Source organism: Synechococcus sp. MU1617, from assembly GCF_020514235.1.
Lineage (GTDB): Bacteria > Cyanobacteriota > Cyanobacteriia > PCC-6307 > Cyanobiaceae > Parasynechococcus.
The window spans coordinates 199,446-216,968 of record NZ_VTLB01000003.1; the positions used below are offsets into that span (position 1 = coordinate 199,446).

The 17,523-nt window shown below is 57.4% G+C and carries 13 protein-coding genes; 5 read left to right on the top strand and 8 right to left on the bottom strand.

The genetic code is table 11. The features are described from left to right. Nucleotides 1-28: 28 nt before the first annotated feature. From FZZ90_RS08260 to FZZ90_RS08270, 3 genes are all read right to left on the bottom strand, one after another. Entirely contained in the window at nt 29-6,493 is a 6,465-nt protein-coding gene (locus FZZ90_RS08260; protein ID WP_226425220.1) for a YadA-like family protein, read from the bottom strand. A 217-nt stretch (nt 6,494-6,710) separates the two neighbouring features. Continuing rightward, on the bottom strand, nt 6,711-7,067 hold the full coding sequence (locus FZZ90_RS08265) for a hypothetical protein (RefSeq protein ID WP_226425221.1): 357 nt from the start codon (nt 7,065-7,067) through the stop codon (nt 6,711-6,713). Nucleotides 7,068-7,438: 371 nt separating this feature from the next. Continuing rightward, complete coding sequence (locus FZZ90_RS08270; protein ID WP_226425222.1) at nt 7,439-9,544, bottom strand: glycogen-debranching protein; 2,106 nt, start codon at nt 9,542-9,544, stop codon at nt 7,439-7,441. A 41-nt stretch (nt 9,545-9,585) separates the two neighbouring features. Here FZZ90_RS08270 and FZZ90_RS08275 point away from each other — a divergent pair, with 41 nt between their 5' ends. The 5 genes from FZZ90_RS08275 to FZZ90_RS08295 all read left to right on the top strand — a co-directional run bounded on the left by FZZ90_RS08275 (nt 9,586) and on the right by FZZ90_RS08295 (nt 12,348). Then, nucleotides 9,586-10,245 carry an MBL fold metallo-hydrolase gene (locus tag FZZ90_RS08275; RefSeq protein ID WP_226425223.1) on the top strand — a complete coding sequence of 220 codons (660 nt, stop codon included), beginning with the start codon at nt 9,586-9,588 and terminating at the stop codon, nt 10,243-10,245. 133 nt (nt 10,246-10,378) lie between these two features. Next, entirely contained in the window at nt 10,379-10,654 is a 276-nt protein-coding gene (locus FZZ90_RS08280; RefSeq protein WP_006850925.1) for an HU family DNA-binding protein, read from the top strand. A gap of 66 nt (nt 10,655-10,720) precedes the next feature. Continuing rightward, complete coding sequence (gene gluQRS / locus FZZ90_RS08285; protein WP_226425224.1) at nt 10,721-11,602, top strand: tRNA glutamyl-Q(34) synthetase GluQRS; 882 nt, start codon at nt 10,721-10,723, stop codon at nt 11,600-11,602. A 66-nt stretch (nt 11,603-11,668) separates the two neighbouring features. Then, nucleotides 11,669-11,857, top strand: coding sequence for a hypothetical protein (locus FZZ90_RS08290; RefSeq protein WP_226425225.1), 189 nt, complete (start codon nt 11,669-11,671; stop codon nt 11,855-11,857). Between the two features lie 218 nt (nt 11,858-12,075). Next, on the top strand, nt 12,076-12,348 hold the full coding sequence (locus FZZ90_RS08295) for a hypothetical protein (RefSeq protein ID WP_226425226.1): 273 nt from the start codon (nt 12,076-12,078) through the stop codon (nt 12,346-12,348). A gap of 9 nt (nt 12,349-12,357) precedes the next feature. Here FZZ90_RS08295 and FZZ90_RS08300 read toward each other — a convergent pair whose 3' ends face one another. From FZZ90_RS08300 to FZZ90_RS08320, 5 genes are all read right to left on the bottom strand, one after another. Next, on the bottom strand, nt 12,358-13,089 hold the full coding sequence (locus tag FZZ90_RS08300; protein WP_370631044.1) for a prohibitin family protein: 732 nt from the start codon (nt 13,087-13,089) through the stop codon (nt 12,358-12,360). Between the two features lie 161 nt (nt 13,090-13,250). Beyond that, nucleotides 13,251-13,979, bottom strand: a complete 729-nt coding sequence (locus FZZ90_RS08305; RefSeq protein WP_226425228.1) for a succinate dehydrogenase/fumarate reductase iron-sulfur subunit — start codon at nt 13,977-13,979, stop codon at nt 13,251-13,253. After that, entirely contained in the window at nt 13,976-15,895 is a 1,920-nt protein-coding gene (locus FZZ90_RS08310) for a fumarate reductase/succinate dehydrogenase flavoprotein subunit (RefSeq protein ID WP_226425229.1), read from the bottom strand. Before FZZ90_RS08310 ends, FZZ90_RS08305 begins: the two co-directional genes overlap by 4 nt. Then, nucleotides 15,892-16,518 (bottom strand): succinate dehydrogenase cytochrome b subunit, encoded by a 627-nt coding sequence (locus FZZ90_RS08315; protein WP_226425230.1) that lies wholly within the window; start codon nt 16,516-16,518, stop codon nt 15,892-15,894. Before FZZ90_RS08315 ends, FZZ90_RS08310 begins: the two co-directional genes overlap by 4 nt. Continuing rightward, complete coding sequence (locus tag FZZ90_RS08320) at nt 16,518-17,462, bottom strand: bestrophin family ion channel (protein ID WP_226425231.1); 945 nt, start codon at nt 17,460-17,462, stop codon at nt 16,518-16,520. The genes FZZ90_RS08315 and FZZ90_RS08320 overlap by 1 nt, the downstream gene beginning before the upstream one ends. Between the last annotated feature and the right edge of the window lie 61 nt (nt 17,463-17,523).

Genomic DNA, 17,523 nt, shown 5'->3' on the forward strand with positions numbered 1-17,523 from the left:
TTTGGAATAAGGTTTGGATTAGGGTAACTCAATTTTCTGTCTTCAGCATGCCGAGCTTTTGCATGATCCTTTGCGTGAATTCCTTTTGTCGTTTCAGCTCGGTCTGAAGGAGCCGGATGGTCGCGCTTTGCTTGTCATGGCTTGTTTCCGAATCTTGTCGCTCGAGGGCGAGTTGTTCCACGAGGTCTTTGATTTGATTCTTGAGATTGGTGATCACTTCTTCGGACTCTTGTCCCTCTGATTGATTGATCAGTTGATCGAGTTTGTCCTTGAGGCGATCGATTTCAGCTTGTTTTGATTTGGCTTCAAGCTTGAGCATCTCAATGTCGCCTCGCATAGCGATCTCAATGCTTTCGGGTTCAGCAGCGTTGCTCAAGATGGGGGTATTAGTGTCGCCTCTCATGCTGTACACCTGCTTGCTATCTCCATCACCGAACTGAGTTAAAAGCTCCCCAGATTGAATGTTTGAAAGCGTATTTGGCAGCTTGCTGATCTCGCTTGTTGTTTCTTTGGAAGGGCTGCCGCCAAAGCCAATGGAGAAGCCAACACGCCCCATGGGACCATTGAGGATGGTGTCTGTTGTTGTTGCTGCGATCCCTGCATTAACGAACACACGGTCTTTAAGTTTCGCGGCACATCCCACGGAGCCTGCGAATTGGCTTGAATAGATTCCAGTTCCAATCCCGCAGCGGAATGTCTCGTCGGGAAGCAGAATCGTGGTTGGTAGAGAGCCAATGGCGGCGCTTAAAGCACCAGTAGCTCCAACGGTATCCAGGAGTTTGTCGACGCTGAAATCTGTGGTGCCGAGTGCTCCGGAGCTGTCCGTTGTCACCATCCGCTTCTCGCCGGAATTTTGATATTTGCTTCCCACAAAGTTTCCACCGGGAGCTAATCCTCTCAGGCGGTAGCTGGATGCTCCCGTGCCAATTGCAATTTCGTTATCACGACGAGCCTTTGCTCCAAAGCCTAAGGCCGTTGAATGAAAGCCAGTTGCCTTGCTTTCGCTACCAATCGCTGCACTCCGCTGACCCGTTGACTTGGACTTTCTTCCTATTGCAATTGATTGATCGCCAGTGGCTCTGGCTTTTGTTCCCAGGGCCATGCTGTTCCTTCCAGAGGCAACAGATTGTTTGCCCATGGATGAAGAATCGATACTGAAAGCCCGAGCTCCTTGTCCGATAGCAATTGCGTTGCTCTTGTAGGCCTTCGAAGCAGTGCCGATAGCGAGCGTGTTGGCAGCGTTGGCATTTGCAGCTGAACCAACTGCAACTGAATTGACACTGATTGCCTGTGAAGTTGTTCCAAGAGCGACTGCAGCTTCTCCACTGGCAACTGAATTGCTGCCCATTGCGGTTGCATTAATGCCAATGGCTTGGGCGTCGGCGCCAATCGCAATCAGATTTTGGCCATCAGAGAAATCAGCATCGATTTGCTTGCGGCGAACCGACCCCGCAGAAATTTGATAGTCATTTGATAAAACCTGAACTCTTTCGCTTGTAGAAATGCTGGAGATGTTGGCTGCCGTTGCTCCTGCGCCAATGGCGATGGTGTTGGAGCCTTTGGCGATGGCACCAGATCCAGAAGCAAAGGAGTTTGTTCCATTGGCGATGGATTGGGTGCCAATCGCAAGTGCATTATTTTCCTTCGCAAAGCTTTCTTCACCAATGGCAACTGCTGCTGTTGATGTTGTGCCTGCTATCGCTTTTGTACCGATCGCAACAGAATTATTCGACCGCGAAACAGCATGCGTGCCATAGGCAAGAGTGTTGGCATTGGTGGCATGGGCGAACGTGCCCATCGCATGGGCATTGACACCGAGTGATCTGGATTTGGTTCCGGTTGCATAGGCATTGGATTGTGTTGCCAGGGCGTTGAATCCAAATGCGGAGGATTCAACACCTTCCGCTGTGGCGTTATCACCAGCAACGAGGGCACCAGCAGCATTGGCGGTCGTCGTTGATCCATCACCAAAGGCAAAGGATTCATCTCCATCGGCGACAGCATTAACCCCGATAGCAAAAGCGTTGTTGCCGTTGGCCTGTGCACCAGTGCCTAATGCCAGTGCATTGACGCCATAGGCAAAGGAGTTAACGCCGATCGCTAAAGATTCATTCCCATAGCTGTTGGCTTGATAGCCAATGGCGGTGGCATAAGGCCCTTCTGCACTTGCATTGGTGCCAATGGCGAGATCCTGTTTGCTGGTTGTTTTGGCGCTATGGCCTAGGGCCATGGAGTCGGTGCCTTTAACGCTGGCGTAGGGGCCAATCGCAACGCCGCGCAGGCCTTGTGCGTTTGCGAAGTATCCGAGGGCTTGGGAATCGATCCCACTCGCATTGGCACTGGTGCCAAAGCTGGTGGAGTTAGCGGCAAGTGCTCTTGCGCTCACGCCAACGGCAAAAGCGTCGACACCTGTTGCTTTCGATTTCGAACCGAGTGCGGTGGCATTCGGCCCTGTGGCTTGGGCGCAATAACCAGCAGCCCATGAATCAGTGTTACTGGCAGTCGCCAATGTTCCAAGAGCCATCGAGTTCGGCCCAGAAGCAGTGGCCTTTAAGCCAGCGGCAAAGGAACCAACTCCAGATGCTTCCGCAGAACTGCCTAAAGCCAAGGAGTTAACGGCCGATGCCTCGGCAGAACTGCCTAAAGCCAGTGCATTGGCTGCCGTTGCTGAAGAATTGAAGCCAGCAGTAAAAGCATCATCCCCAGTGGCGAAGGCGTTGGAGCCAATGGCAATGGAGTTCACGCCATTGGCTTTGGCGAGAGATCCCGCAGCCAATGAACCATTCCCTGCTGCATTGGCACTCGAGCCCAGGGCCATGGATTGTGTGCCTGTTGCCTCAGCGAAAGGGCCAAATGCAATTGATTTGGTGTTGTTGGCCAGGCTGCCGACGCCACTGGCGATGGAATCAGTGCCACTGGCACTGGCATTCGTGCCAACCGCCATGGCATTCATGGCTGAAGCCGTTGCTTCGGTGCCAAATGCAATGGTGTTGGCCGATGTTGCATTGGCGAGGGAGCCGACGGCAAACGAGTTGGTTCCTGAGGAAACAGACAACATGCCAAGGGCGGTTGCATTGACTCCGTTCGCCGTGGCCTCCAAACCAGCAGCAAAGGCATCGAGCGTTGATGCACTGGCGCGGGTACCAATGGCCATTGCATTGGTGGCGAGGCCTTGGGCATTGGTGCCAATGGCCATGCTGTTGATGGATGTGGCATTGGCGCCTGTGCCAACAGCGATGGCATTGGCATTTCCCGCATTGGCATAGGCGCCCGCAGCGAGGGTGTCGTCCGCCAAGGCTTGCGCGTTCATGCCAATGGCTACGGCGACATCGCCTGAGGCAACGGCGAAGAGACCCAGTGCCATTGCATTGGCACTGGTGGCCTGAGCGGATCGGCCGATGGCTGTTGTGTTGGCTGCGTTTGCGATGGCGTTGGCACCCATCGCAATGCTGGTGATTCCAGAAGCCTCGGCGGCGGGACCAAAGGCCATCGCGCCATCGGCAGTGGCACTGGCATTGGTGCCGACAGCGATCGCATTGGTTTGGGTGGCCTGGCTCGTCACACCAATGGCCATGGCGTCATCGCCATTGGCCAGGGCTTGGGTGGCGATGGCCACAGCATTGGCTCCTGAGGCGTTGGATTGCACGCCAAAGGCCATGGAGTTTGCACCGGACGCCGTTGCATTGGCCGAGAACGCCGTGGCATTGACCCCTGAGGCGGCGGAATCCGTGCCAAAGGCCATGGCACTGGATCCCGAGGCGTTGGCTTTTACCCCAAGGGCAACGGAGTTATCCCCCGTGGCTGAAGAGAATGCTGAGATGGCAGTGGCATTAGCCCCATTGGCATTGGCTTGGACGCCCGCAGCCAGGCTGTTGGCACCGGAGGCAACAGCATTGATGGCAATGGCTGTGGATTTTGATCCTGTGGCATTGGCATTGGTGCCAAGGGCCATGGATGAATCCTGTTTTGCGAAGGAGCCAACTCCCAGAGCGATGGAGTTCGCTCCATTGGCGGAGGCAGTGACGCCAATCGCCAGTGAATTGGTTGCATTGGCGACAGCTGCGGCACCGATGGCTCCTGAATTGACGCCGCAGGCTTGCGCTGATGAACCAACGACAAATGAATTGGCTTGATCGGCAAGGGTATGGGCGCCAAATGCAAGAGCGTTGGTGCCACTGGAGGTTGCATTCGTACCAACAGCAACTGCATTGGTTCCGCTTGCAGCGGCATTCACGCCGAAGGCAGAAGCATCAATGCCAGAAGCAGCCGCATTGGTGCCAAGGGCAAAACTGCTGGTGTTGGATGCGTTGGCATTGACGCCAACGGCCATGGCATCGCTACCTAATGATTGAGCGCCTGCTCCGATGGCACCCGCCCCAACGCCATTGGCGACAGCCCCTGTACCAAGAACAAACGAATTTTCATACGTTGCTTCTGCTGCGTATCCAATGGCAATGGCATTGGCACCACTTGCTTTTGCTTCTGCACCAAGAGCCAGTGCTCCTGCTTCTGAGGCATTGGCGCCAGATCCAAGAGCAGTTGCTTCTTTTTCGCTGGCTTCTGCTTTTGCACCTAGAGCGATCGCGCTTTCACCGGAAGCAGTTGAAGCAGAACCAATGGCCAATGCTTCTTGGCCTGCTGTTTCTGCTTCTGAACCAATTGCAATGGAACTCTCCCCGCTTGCAGTGGCACTAACCATCGCCAAAGCATCTTCTCCACTTGCTTTGGTTTCAGCACCAATAGCAATAGCACCTTCCTCAGTCGCATTTGAATTATCGCCAATTGCAATTGTGGAGTCGTTAATAACTCCAACGTTGTTGCCAATTGCGATTTGATTGATGCCCAAAGTTGCACCAGCACCGTTGCCAATTGCGATGCTTCCGGCCGCGGCCACGCCAACGCCAGCACCATTTCCCATCGCAATCGCACCTGATGCACCTGCGCCAACTGCGGCTACGTTGCCAATCGCAATTGATGTTGTTGTGGCTCCAACGACAGCGGTATTTCCGATGGCGACGTTAAGGGCTCCACCTGAGCCGACTGCATTTCCTAAAAGTACGCTGCCAGAACCTATGTTTCCAATATTATTTCCCATAATAAGGTTTCTGCTTCCCGTGCTGGTTATATTGTTGCCTGCGATAATATTTTGGTCTCCAAGTGTATTTGTAATGGAGTTGCCCTGTATCAAGTTGCTGGAGCCGGAAGTATTTAATACGTCATTTCCTTGCAAGATATTGTAAGAGCCCTCGACATTATTCAGGGTGTTGCCAAGTAGTAAATTATTGGAACCAGCTGCATTTGTAATGTTGTAGCCACCTGCAAAGATTTTCTCTCCTGCAGCAATGTTTATGACTTCTCCAATCCCCACCGAATGTGCACCTGCAATTGAAATCTCGCCCCCGAAAGCTATGCTTCCAGTTGCTTCTGTATCAATGATCTTTGCCTCGGAGCCAATCGCAATACTGTTTTCTCCGAACGCTGAAGAGCTGTTGCCTATGGCAATGCCTTCAATACCTCCTGCATATGAATCTGAACCGATTGCAAGTGCATTTTCAGCACTCGTAGCAGCAACAGAATTCAGGCCAATTGCAAGGCTTCCCACTCCTCCAGACGAAGCATTAGATCCTAAGGCAAGGGATGATGTACCAACAGCTTTTGATGTATTGCCAATTCCGATAGCGTCAGATCCCGAAACTTCACTTTCAACTCCTAATGAAATGCCTCCCGCGGCTTCTGCCGTAGTTGAGGCCCCCCAGCCAATAGCGATACTTGCCGACCCATATCCAAGGGATTCTGATCCGATTGCAATTGCTTGCTCGCCGTCTTCGAGTGTGGTGGCTTCGTCTCCAATCGCAATACTGAAACTTCCTGTTGCTTCTGAGGGGCCTATCGCGATGGCACCTTCTCCTGCTTTACCTCCAAGGTCTGCATAGCCATCTCCAGTTCCACATTCCCTGACCTCAAAAGTTTCGGGAGCTTCGATGGTGAACCCTAATTCCGATCCGGCGCCGAGGATTGTGCCGACCAGCCCCGTCAATGCCGATCCAACTCCTGTGCCTCCACCTCCCCCACCTCCTGCTGCTTCAACCATCGCAATTCCTTCCCCTTCAGCTTCCCCATAGACCGTTACTTCGACAGTTACATCAACCTCTGTATTTACATCCAGTAAATCTTCTTGAGTCCCTTGGAGAGTAAATTCTTCAAAGACAGCTTCGCCACTGACTGAACCTGCTCCAGTACCGCACATTCCATAAACTTGTGCTGATAATGGATTTGTGCTGATTAGACTACCGCCTAGAGTTATTGCTGAAGTAGCTAGTGAGATGCTAATTCTCTTGTAATTGATATGGCCAGTGCCTTCATGATCTTGGCTGCAATTTTTTCTTGGTTTTGATATTCTTTCTATTGCTGAGTCTTCCTCGGTTGATGCTAAAAGCTTTTTTGATTCACGCACGATGTGCTTTTTAGAGCCTTGCTTCGAGGGTTGATTCAAGGCTCTTCGTATTAGACTAGATTTAGGATAGATTGGGAACGGTAAAAGTCACTAATGATCGGAAGTATTTAATGATTTTTTCCATATCTGATGGCGCCCTCTTTTCTTGGTCTGCAGGCCTTTAGGCGAAAAGTAAGAGTGTATTTAGAGCTTTTTGGGCTGGCGCTCTAGGTCGTTCTCGGTATGCTTCATTTCTGTATGCATGCTCTTTGATGAATCAGTTTTTGTTATCCATGCAATACAAAAGTTCTGGTGAAGTTGTAAGAAAAAACATTTCCTGGTTGGATTTATTTTTTATCATTTTTTGATATATAGAGACAACTTGGATCTCATTGTATCGTTTGATAATTTTGTCTGCATAGCACTTGCAGGTCTCTTTTGGCATCTTTTTCTCGCAGCTTTTGCGCAGGGCCTTCGCGAAATTGGCGTGATTTTGTGTGGAATCCGCTGAGAGTGCTGGGTTCGCTTGGTGAGTGGTTAAAAGGCCGCATATAAGATATCCTATTGCATAGATAATCTTTCTATTGTTGTTGGCTTGTGCAGCTGGTTTTGTTGTCTGAATGCTTTGCTTCATTTTGTCTGCCGGCTTCTGTGGCGCTAGGGCTATACATATTCGACTAATCATATGTTGAGATTATTGATCGGCTTGTATCGCCCTTATTTTTTCGTTTTTGGCTTGGTCTCTCCTTGGTGAGGTTATGCCTTTCCCTAAAGGTCGTCAGAAGTGGTTTTGGTTCAACGCAGAAGCCCTGGTGGTGTGGCGATTGATCTATATCTTTTTTGCATATTTTTATGCAACGCATCGCTTTGCCGCTTGGTACGAGGTTTTGTGGATTTCTAGCTTTTCTGGCAGGCGGGATGTCATTAATTTTTTCCAGGAATCGTTTCGCTTAAAAAAATGCCCCAAGCTTTGTGCATGTGTTCGATCCCCGTCACCCGCTCTGATCACAACCGCAGGCCTGAGGTTTCCTCCTCGGCGAGCAGCAGCACGAAGCTCCGACTCTGCAAGGGAATCTCCACGCCGCTGAAGCTGGCTGGCTCGGCTGGGAAATCCTTGGGGCTGGGCAAGGAGGTGTCGATCACCCGTTTCCAGGGGGAGGCCGGAACCGGCAACTCAAAGCTGAGGCTTTCCTTGTAGGCGTTGAAGCCCATCCACAGAAGAGCCCCGCGGCTGCCGCGGTGGAGGCTTGTGGCCGTCGTGCGGCTCCAGGCGGCCCAATCGGGTTTGGCCAGGTTCACCCCGTGCCATTGACGCCAGAGATCGCTGCGCTGCTCCGATGGTTGTTCCGCTGATTTGCGGTTGCTTTCCCGCGGCGGCACCAGTGGATTGAACAGTTGCGGCAGGGCTTGGCGCAGCCGCAGGAGCCGCTGCAGAAATTGCTTCAGCTCCAGGTCGCACTGGTCTTCATTCCAGACCATCCAGCCCAGGGGACTGTTCTGGCACCAACTGTTGTTGTTGCCCCCTTGGCTGCGGCCCACCTCATCGCCCATCAGCAGCATTGGCACGCCACGGGCCAGCAGCAGCGAACTGAGCAGGTTGCGTTGCTGACGCCGCCGCAGGCTTTGCACCAGAGGATTACTGCTGGGGCCTTCGATGCCGTGGTTCCAGCTGTTGTTGTGGTTTTCGCCGTCGCGGTTGTCTTCGCCGTTGGCCAGGTTGTGTTTGCGGTTGTAGCTCACCAGATCCGCCAGGGTGAAGCCGTCGTGGGCGGTGATGAAGTTCACCGAACGCCCCAGGGCCACGGGCTTGCCGTCATAGAGATCAGGGCTGCCCTTGAACCGCTGGGCCAGGCTCCAGGTGCTGTGCTCGTCTCCTTTCCAGAAGCGCCGCACCCCGTCGCGGAAATGGCCGTTCCAGGTGCCGATCCGCTTGGCGGGGAAGTCGTCCAGCCGATAAAGACCGCCGCAGTCCCACGGTTCACTCACCAGCTTGAGATCGCTTAGGTGCGGATCGGCCTCCATCGCTGTGAATAGTGGCGGCTCGTCCAGGGGTTTGAGTTGATCGCTGCGGCTCAGGGCGATGCCCAGGTCGAAGCGGAAGCCATCCACCCCCAGCTCCAGGGCCCAGCAGCGCATCGACTCGAGGATCAACTGGGTGCTGATCGGTGCATTGGCGGCGATCGAGTTGCCGCAGCCGCTCACGTCCTGATAATCGCCGTCGTCGTTTTGGTGGTAGTAAACGTTGTCGGCACAGCCGCGCCAGCTCAGCGTTGGGCCATTACGGTTGCCCTCGGTGGTGTGGTTGTAGACCACATCCAGCAGCACCTCGATGCCGGCGTCATGGCAGGCGGCAACCAGTTGGCGCACCTCATGGCGGGCCTGCAGCGGATCGCCGCTGCTGCAGAAGCCGTGGTGGGGTGCGAACCAGCTCAGGGGGCTGTACCCCCACACGTTGTCGCGCCCCGGGGGGGCATCGGCCGGGTCGAAGCAGAACACCGGCAACAGCTCCACCGCCGTGATGCCCAGCTCCTTGAGGTAGGGCAGCTTCTCGATCAAGCCGAGGTAGGTGCCGCGGTGCTCTACGGCGACCCCGGCATCCTCCCGGCGGGTGAAGCCTCCCACGTGCAGCTCGTAGATCACCGTGCGTTGCCAGCTGTGGCGTGGGCGCGGATGGGCCTGAAAATCGAACAGGTCCCGTTCGCACACCACCGCCTTCAGGCAGGCATGGGCGTTGGGTGAGGGCCCCGTGGCCAGCACCCGGTCGTAGACGTCCCAGCCACTGATGGCTCGGGCGGCGGGGTCCAGCAGCACCTTGGAGGGCTGGAAGCCATGGCCCCCCGGCGCCAGCGGCCCGAAGACCCGGTAGCCGTAGCAGCAGCCTTCGCTGAGCCCTTCGACCTCGACGTGCCAGTAGTCGCCTGAGCGGTGACGTCGACCATCCAGTTCGATCACCCGCTCTGGGCTGCGTTCGTTGCTGTTGCTGTAAAGCAACAGCTCAATGCGGTCGGCCCCGGGAGCCGCCAATACAAAGTTCACCCCTCTGTTGGTGAGGCTGCTGCCCAAAGGCCAGGGAGAACCGGGGTGAATGCCACTCAAGGCCTGTTGGGGCATCTCGACTTCAAACTAGTGGTTTGGTCCGTTGTTTTGAACCAATGGCGATGACCACCACACTTGAGGCTGGTCGGCCGCCGCAGCAGCTGCGCGACGACCTCTGGTTGTTTCCACCCAACCGCGACAGCCAAGGCGGCAGTTCCTGGTGGCTCGATCTCGATCCCGAGCCCGTGCTGGTGGACTGTCCGCCGTTGACGGAGGCCAGCCTCACTGCACTGCGCCAGCTGGCGGGAACCCGCAGGCCAAGGATTCTGCTCACCAGTCGTGAAGGGCATGGGCGCCTGCGTCGCGTTCAGGAGCGCTTGGGATGGCCGGTGCTGGTGCAGGAACAGGAGGCCTATCTCCTGCCCAATGTTGAGCCGTTGGAGACCTTTGCCGAGGAACACACCACGGCGAGTGGATTGCGGCTGTTGTGGACGCCAGGACCGACGCCGGGGAGCTGTGTGGTGTTCGCTCCGGCACCAAATGAGCTGTTGTTCTGCGGGCGTTTGCTGACGCCATGGGCTCCAGGGCAGCTCGCACCGATGCGCCATGCCCGCACATTTCATTGGCCCAGACAGCTGAATAGTCTGGCCAAACTCAGGGGTTGGATTCCTTCAGATACCAGTCCCCAACTGCTTTCTGGGGCTGCTCTTGGTGCCTTGCGTGGAGAGCGGCTCGTGCCCTTCAGCGGTTGGAGTGATGTTGCGGAGAACTGCTAAAGCGTTGCGGCACAGCACGTTTCGCTTGCAGCAACCGGTTGCCCTCCATACGATTGGGCCGCTTGGGGAAGGCAGCGGCGAGCCCACGACGCCGTATCTGAGCCGTCTCCCGCCCCCCGACTCTCTCTAACCAATGAACAAAGCTGATCTGGTGAATCTGGTGGCTGCTCGCACCGAGCTCACCAAGACCGACGTCTCCATGGTTGTCGACGCCGCTATCGACACGATCATCGACTCCGTGGTGGAAGGCAAGAAGGTGTCCATCCTGGGTTTCGGTTCCTTTGAACCCCGTGAGCGCTCCGCCCGTCAGGGTCTGAACCCCAAGACCGGCGAGAAGATCGCGATTCCCGCTAAGCGTGTTCCCGCCTTCACCGCCGGCAAGATGTTCAAAGATCGCGTTCAGGGCTGATCAAGGCCTCAACCTCGTTCTCCAGGCGGCCCAGTGGGTCGCCTTTTTTGATGGCTGTTCGAGATGATGGTTGTTCCGGAGCATCTGCAGCAACATCTGGCGGCGGGGCGAGCCTTGGCTGCCGCAGGTGACTACCGCGGACGTTTCGCCCCATCGCCAACGGGGGTACTTCACCTCGGCAACCTGCAAACGGCTCTGCTCTCGTGGCTGGCGGCGCGTCAGGCCGGTGGTGCCTGGTTGCTCCGCATCGATGACCTCGACACACCGCGCAATCGCCCTGGTGCCATCGAGGCGATCCAAAGCGATTTGCTCTGGCTGGGCCTGGAGTGGGATGGCCCGGTGGTGCTGCAGAGCGAACGGCGTGGCACTTACCACTCCTGGTTGTCGTGGTTGCGCCGCTCCGGAAAGTTGTTCGCTTGTCGCTGCTCCCGGCGGGAGCTTGCCGATCAGCCGATCTACCCCGGCTTCTGCCGGACGGCTGGGCACAGCTGGGGCTTGCAGCAACAGCGGCTTCCCAGTTGGCGCCTGCGGGTTGCCGATCACGATCCCCACGGCAGTGGCGATGTGGTGCTACGGCGAGCCGATGGCTTCATCGCTTACCAACTCGCCACCGTGATCGACGAACTCAGTTTCGGCATCACCGATGTGGTGCGTGGTGGTGATCTGCGCGAGGCCCTGCCAGCCCAGCGCAGCCTGTTCGCGGCCCTTGGTGAATCTCCTCCCCAGTTCCGCCATGGGCCGCTTTTGCGCGATGCCAAAGGTCAAAAATTATCCAAGCGTGAGGCCAGTTCAGGCCTGGAACCACTCCGCACCGCTGGGTTGGATGCGGCCGCTGTGATCGGGCGCTTGGCTTCAGGTCTTCAGCTGCTTGAACCCGGTGCACGCCTAAGTGCAACAGAGTTGCTTGAACACTTGACGCAGCAGAAGATCAATGCAGTGATTTCTTAAGGAACACTTCGGGATCAGTGGCGGGTTTTCGACCCACACTGATTCCATCGTCTGATCCTTGGGATCATGTGCACGTGCACCGTCTGTGGTGGCAGTGGAATGCAGAGGATTTCGGGAGATCGCTTCCGAACCTGCATCGTCTGTCTTGGAACCGGTCAGCTCAGTTCCGCGGTGCAATCCGCACCGTTGAACCACCAGCCCCTCAACACCCCAGGCCTGGCCAGACTCAGCTGTCCGACCCGTCCCCTGGCTTGATTCTCAGCCCAGGGGAGTCTTCTGATCGTTCTGGATGACGAAGTAGGTGGCCGTCGCCACAACGATCAACAGCGGCACCGCGGTGAACAGCAGCAGGGCAATGGCGGTCCAGTCGGTGTACACGGCGGTGCGATAAGTCGAAGTTGAGGCATCATCTCAGTAAATCGCCCCCCTGAGACCTGCTCGCGCGCTCCGTCACAGTCCTGCTGGTTCTTGGCATGGCAGCCCCTGTGGTGCGGGCTTCGCCTTTGGCAGCCTTTCAGGCCCGAGCAAGGCTCTGCCTCGAGCAGGGCCATCCTCAGCTGTGCGAACAAGCCTTGATTGAAGCGGAGGCGCTGCAGCGACAGGCGTCGGCTCGCAGTGCCTATCCGTGCCAGACCCTTTTGCTTGGGGTCCAGGCGGATTTGGTGATGCAGCAGCTGCAGGCGGGCCGCGGCGCCCAGGCCGTTGCCGACCTGCAGGCTGCGACCCGCGGCTGCGCTGGGCTCTGACGCATCCCGTTATTGCCCGACAATCACCGGCGGCGTGCTCCCCCCGCGAATGGGCGGAACCACCTTTGTTTTTCCGTCCCACTTGTCAAGGAACAACTTGTAGAGAACGCTGTCATTGAGCGAGCGGGTCAAGGTCTGAAACTTCAGGGCCTCTTGCTCGGCGATCTGTACCTCTGTTTTGGCGCGCAGAAGTTGCTGTTGAGCAATTTGCTTCTGCTCGATTGCTGCTCGGTATTCCTCAGCAATCTTCAGGCCAGTGATGTCCAAGCCTTTGACGGCTACATAGTCGAATTTGCTCAGTTCATTGGAGACGCTTTCTTGTACAAGGGTGGAAATGTTGTTCCAGTCGGTGGCGATGGTGTCGAGTTCATACTTTGAGAACACCGACTTCAGGGATTTCAGCAGTGATGGCTGAATCACCCTTGCGTAAATCGCAGAGTCATCGGTGGCAATCGTGCTGTAGATCCTGGGGGCTTCGCCGGGCTTGACCGCATATTTCACTGTGGCTGTGGCTTCGATCACCTGCAGGTCTTTGGTGAGTGTTGAGAATTTTTCGGGGATGACCTGCGTTCTGACGCTGAAATTGTGGGTCGACTGAATGAACGGAAGTTTGAGGTTCAGGCCCGGCTCTCTTGGGGTGTCGGAGACTTTTCCAAGGGTGGTGACAACCCCAACTTCACCGGCGGGAACAACGAACACGCTGGAGAGCAGGGCGATGCCGCCAATGAAGATGGTGGTCATGCCCACCACCGTTTTGGTGATTTGCTCCGGCTGGGGGTTGGATTGCATGCTGCTGGCTTGGATCGATATTTAAAACAGTAGTGATTCGTTGTTGATCATCAGGAAAAAGTTTCTGATGATGTCTGGTCTGGTGCACCAGCGATTGTGGTGTTCTTGCGCAGTCAGCTTCTGCGTTCCCGGTGCATCCAGCTAATCCAGTCTGCGGAAATCTCTTGAGGACAGACCGCCTCGCATTCGAGGTTGCTGCTGCAGCTGCCGAAGCCCTCTGCTTCCATCTGGCGTTGCATGGCGTCGGCGCGGCGGGCCCGCTCCGGTTGTCCCTGCGGCAGCTGCCCCAGGTGCGCCAGCTTGGCGGCCACGAACAGGCTTGCTGAGGCATTACGGCAGCTCGCGACGCAGGCGCCACAACCGATGCAGGTGGCTGTGCTGAAGGCGCTGGTGGCTTGCTCCCGGCCCACGGGCATTGCATTGCCGTCCGGGGCCTGGCCGGTGCCTGTTGAGCAGTAACCGCCGGCGGCGATCAGCCGGTCAAAGGCGGAGCGGTCCACCATCAGATCCTGGATCGGAGGAAAGGCCTTGGCTCGCCAAGGATCCAGGGTCAGCACCTCGCCATCGCTGAACTCCCGCAGGTAGAGCTGACACACCGATGTGGCGGCCCGAGGGCCATGGGCCTGGCCATTCACCAGGAAGCCGCAGCTGCCGCAGATACCTTCGCGGCAGTCGTGTTCGAAGCTCACCGGCCGTTCTCCGGAGCTGATCAGTTGTTCGTTGAGCTGATCGAGGGCCTCCAGCAGGGAGAGGTCGGGGGAGACGTTCTCCAGCCGATGGCTCTGGTAATCACCGGGTTGGTCGGCGCTGCTCTGGCGCCAGATGCGCAGGGTGAGTTTCATTTGTAGCTCCGGGTGCTGGGTTGCAGCGCGGTGAACTGCAGAGGTTCGCTGTGGCGGATCGGTTCACCGTCTGCCCTGTGTTCCCAGGCCGCGATATGGGCGAAGTTCACGTCATCACGTCGTGCTTCGCCCTCGTCACTTTGGTGTTCCTCGCGGAAGTGGGCACCGCACGACTCCTCCCGGGCTAGGGCATCCCGCAGCATCAGCTGAGCTAGCCCGAAGAAGTCCTTCACCCGCAAGGCTTTCTCCAGTTCGGCATTGGGGCCGCTGGCCTCGCCGGGCACCCGAACTTCGGCCTCGAATCGCTGTTCCAGCGCCTTCACCTGCTCCAGCCCCTCCCGCAGATCATCGGCATGGCGGCTAATGCCGCAGCGGTCGATCATCACGCTGCCTAGCTGGCGATGGAAGCTGTCCACCGGGGTGCTGCCATCGCTGTTCAGCAATTGGCTGATGCGGCGGCGGGTGCTTTCCAATGCCTCGCGGCAAGCAGGGTGATCGGTGGGTACATCCTGCGCCGGGGTGCCAGCCAGCCAGGCCGTAACCGTGGACGGCGCGATGAAGTAGCCATCGGCGAGCCCTTGCATCAGAGCGCTGGCGCCGAGGCGGTTGGCACCATGTTCGGAGTAGTTCGCTTCCCCCAGCACAAACAGGCCGGGGATCGAACTCATCAGGTGGTAGTCAACCCAGAGGCCGCCCATGGTGTAGTGGGGGGCGGGGTAGATCCGCATCGGCTTTTTGTATGGATCGTCTCCGCTGATGCGCTCATACATCGTCATTAGGTTTCCGTAGCGGGCTGCAATGGCACCTTTGCCTTCAGCTTTGATCGCATCGGTGAGGTCGAGGTACACCGACCGGCCCCCTGGGCCAACGCCCCGCCCCGCGTTGCAGAGTTCTCTGGCCCGCCTGGAGGCAACATCCCTTGGTGTCATGTTGCCGTAGGTGGGATACAGCCTTTCAAGGAAGTAGTCGCGTTCCGCTTCGGGAATCGCATCGGGTTGGCGTGTCTCGCCAGGGTTCTTGGGCAGCCAGACCCGCCCGTCGTTGCGCAGGCTTTCGCTCATTAGCGTCAGCTTGCTCTGGAAGACATCACCACTGGGAATGCAGGTGGGATGGATCTGGGTGAAGCAGGGATTGGCGAACAGTGCCCCTTTGCGGTGGGCCCTCCAGATCGCACTGGTGTTCGACTTCAGGGCATTGGTGGAGAGGAAGTAGACGTTGCTGTACCCACCGCTGCAGAGCAAAACAGACCGGGCGGTGTGCACCTCCAGTTCACCGCTCAGCAGATGGCGCGCCACCACACCGCGGGCGACCCCATCCACGGTGATCACTTCGAGCACGTCTCGGCGGGTGAGCAGGTGAACGCGGCCCAGCTCCACCTGGCGCATCAAGGCCTGGTAGGCGCCATAGAGCAATTGCTGGCCGGTTTGCCCGCGGGCGTAGAAGGTGCGGCTCACAAGGGCTCCGCCAAAACTGCGGGTGGCCAGGCTGCCGCCGTATTCGCGCGCGAACGGCACCCCCTGTGCCACGCATTGATCGATGATGCCGCTGCTGATTTCCGCCAGCCGCTGGCAGCCCACTTCCCGGGCGCGGAAGTCGCCCCCTTTGAGGGTGTCGGCGAAGAGGCGGCTGACGCTGTCGCCATCCACCGCCACAGAACGTGCGGCATTGATGCCCCCCTGGGCCGCTACCGAGTGAGCGCGGCGCGGGCTGTCGTGGAAGCTGAGCGCCGTCACCCGGTAGCCCTGTTGGGCCAGAGTCGCAGCTGCGGAAGCGCCCGCCAGGCCGGTGCCCACCACGAGCACATCCATCTGCCCTTTGCGGAGGGGGCTGATCAGCGGCAGTCCTTCGCGGGTCCTTCGCCAGGCATCGGCGATCGGACCAGCGGGAATCCTGGGATCAGGCAGTCCGTTCGTCATGCCAACCCTCCGAGGGCCAGTCCCAGACTGATCAGCAGGAAGCCTCCACCGATCCCTGACGCCAAGAGCCGACCCCCCGAACGGATGCTTGAGCCGTTAGCCGGGGTCAGTAGACCCAGGTTGCGGTGTGCTGCTTCAGTGCCATGCAGTAGGTGCAGGCCGATGGCCAGGCTTCCGGCGGCATAGATCACCAGGCTGATCGGGTGCTGCAGCACCTGCTGCAGCACCTCTCGTTCCAATCCATCGGCTGGGCGTGACCAGCGCAGTTGCTGCAGGTGCAGGGCCAGAAATCCCAATGTGACCACACCGGCAGCAACCTTGCTGCGGCTGGCAAGCGCCTGGAGCGGTTGACCGCGACGGCTGTTCAGCGCAGCTGTGTTTCCAGCACCCCGATTCCGTAGCGTTTTGGCGACGGTGAAGCTCAAATGCACGGCTGTGGTGGCGGCCAAGCTGACTTCCAGCCCGGGCAGCCATGGCTGGTGATGAAGGGCCGTGGCGTAATGCTCGAACTGCACCGGTGCGATCAGGGCCGGCAATAAACCGGCCAGATGAACCACAAGAAAAAGCACCAGCAGCAACCCGCTGAGGGCCGATCCAATGCGCATCACGGTTGGCACCTGCATCAATCCCAGAACACAGGGTTCCGGGTGGGACGATACCTGCCGTAGTCGAGTTCTCTCGGCATCAGGTCTTCACTAATTCCCACGCAGATCGTATTCAGGGGCATCGAAAAGCTGCTGCCGTCTTGATCGAAAGGCCCTTCCACATAGGCCCCGATCCGCTCAGCAATCAGGAACCCGAAAAACAGCAGAATTCCAGTCAGTCCTGAACCCTGGCTTTCAAACGACAGCAGCAGTTGGGTACCGAACACCCAGTTGATCACCCGAACAAAGAGGTCATAGGGCGGTGGAATCGGGGTGTTGCGGATCCGTTCGAGACCACCGACGGCATCGGTCATGGCATCACTGATCTCCAGTAAATGGTTCCGCCCTCGCTCGCTGATCCACTGATCCTCGGCCAGTTTCTGAATGCCCATCATTCTTTGAACTGAAAGACTTCGAACTGTGCTGTCGGCTGGCAGTGCGAGTTGATCCAGCAGTTGTTGTCGCATCAGCTGCAGATCCGGATGCCAGAAGTTGCGCAACTGAAAGTTCAATTGCCAAACGATGGCCACCTGAAGCTGAACCAACTGCTGTGTTCGTGAACTGCGCCATTGCTGCTCGTTGAGCAACCCGCGCAGGCCGTCAGCCCAAGTTCGGCTTTTGTTCACAACCGTTCCCCATAGTGTTCGCGCTTCCCACCACCGGCTGATGGCTTGGGTGTTGCGGAAACCGATGAAGATCGACATGGCGATGCCCAATACCGCCACTGCCTTCGTGCTGAGCAACCAGTCTTTGAGGTGAATATCGAGTGGGATCAGCACGGCACTCATCAGCACCAACATCCCCAGATCCCACTTCGCTCGCTTCACCAGTTGCAACGCCACCCGCCAGTAGTCGCGTTGGTTCGTTGCTGCTGGGTTCCCGTAGCTGCCGATGAGTGGCGTGAGTCTTTGCCGTTGCGTCATCTCCAATTCCACCGCAGCAGTGGTGTCTCCTGTTCAACGTTGTCATGGTGGGGAGGTTGTG

What these genes read in the sequence shown, in the direction of transcription:
- FZZ90_RS08300 (WP_370631044.1), bottom strand. Translation starts at nt 13,089, where the DNA reads ATGACCACCATCTTCATTGGCGGCATCGCCCTGCTCTCCAGCGTGTTC.
- FZZ90_RS08305 (WP_226425228.1), bottom strand. Translation starts at nt 13,979, where the DNA reads ATGAAACTCACCCTGCGCATCTGGCGCCAGAGCAGCGCCGACCAACCC.
- gluQRS (WP_226425224.1), top strand. Translation starts at nt 10,721, where the DNA reads ATGGTTGTTCCGGAGCATCTGCAGCAACATCTGGCGGCGGGGCGAGCC.
- FZZ90_RS08315 (WP_226425230.1), bottom strand. Translation starts at nt 16,518, where the DNA reads ATGCAGGTGCCAACCGTGATGCGCATTGGATCGGCCCTCAGCGGGTTG.
- FZZ90_RS08280 (WP_006850925.1), top strand. Translation starts at nt 10,379, where the DNA reads ATGAACAAAGCTGATCTGGTGAATCTGGTGGCTGCTCGCACCGAGCTC.
- FZZ90_RS08275 (WP_226425223.1), top strand. Translation starts at nt 9,586, where the DNA reads ATGGCGATGACCACCACACTTGAGGCTGGTCGGCCGCCGCAGCAGCTG.
- FZZ90_RS08320 (WP_226425231.1), bottom strand. Translation starts at nt 17,462, where the DNA reads ATGACGCAACGGCAAAGACTCACGCCACTCATCGGCAGCTACGGGAAC.
- FZZ90_RS08290 (WP_226425225.1), top strand. Translation starts at nt 11,669, where the DNA reads ATGTGCACGTGCACCGTCTGTGGTGGCAGTGGAATGCAGAGGATTTCG.
- FZZ90_RS08270 (WP_226425222.1), bottom strand. Translation starts at nt 9,544, where the DNA reads ATGCCCCAACAGGCCTTGAGTGGCATTCACCCCGGTTCTCCCTGGCCT.
- FZZ90_RS08295 (WP_226425226.1), top strand. Translation starts at nt 12,076, where the DNA reads ATGGCAGCCCCTGTGGTGCGGGCTTCGCCTTTGGCAGCCTTTCAGGCC.
- FZZ90_RS08265 (WP_226425221.1), bottom strand. Translation starts at nt 7,067, where the DNA reads ATGAAGCAAAGCATTCAGACAACAAAACCAGCTGCACAAGCCAACAAC.
- FZZ90_RS08310 (WP_226425229.1), bottom strand. Translation starts at nt 15,895, where the DNA reads ATGACGAACGGACTGCCTGATCCCAGGATTCCCGCTGGTCCGATCGCC.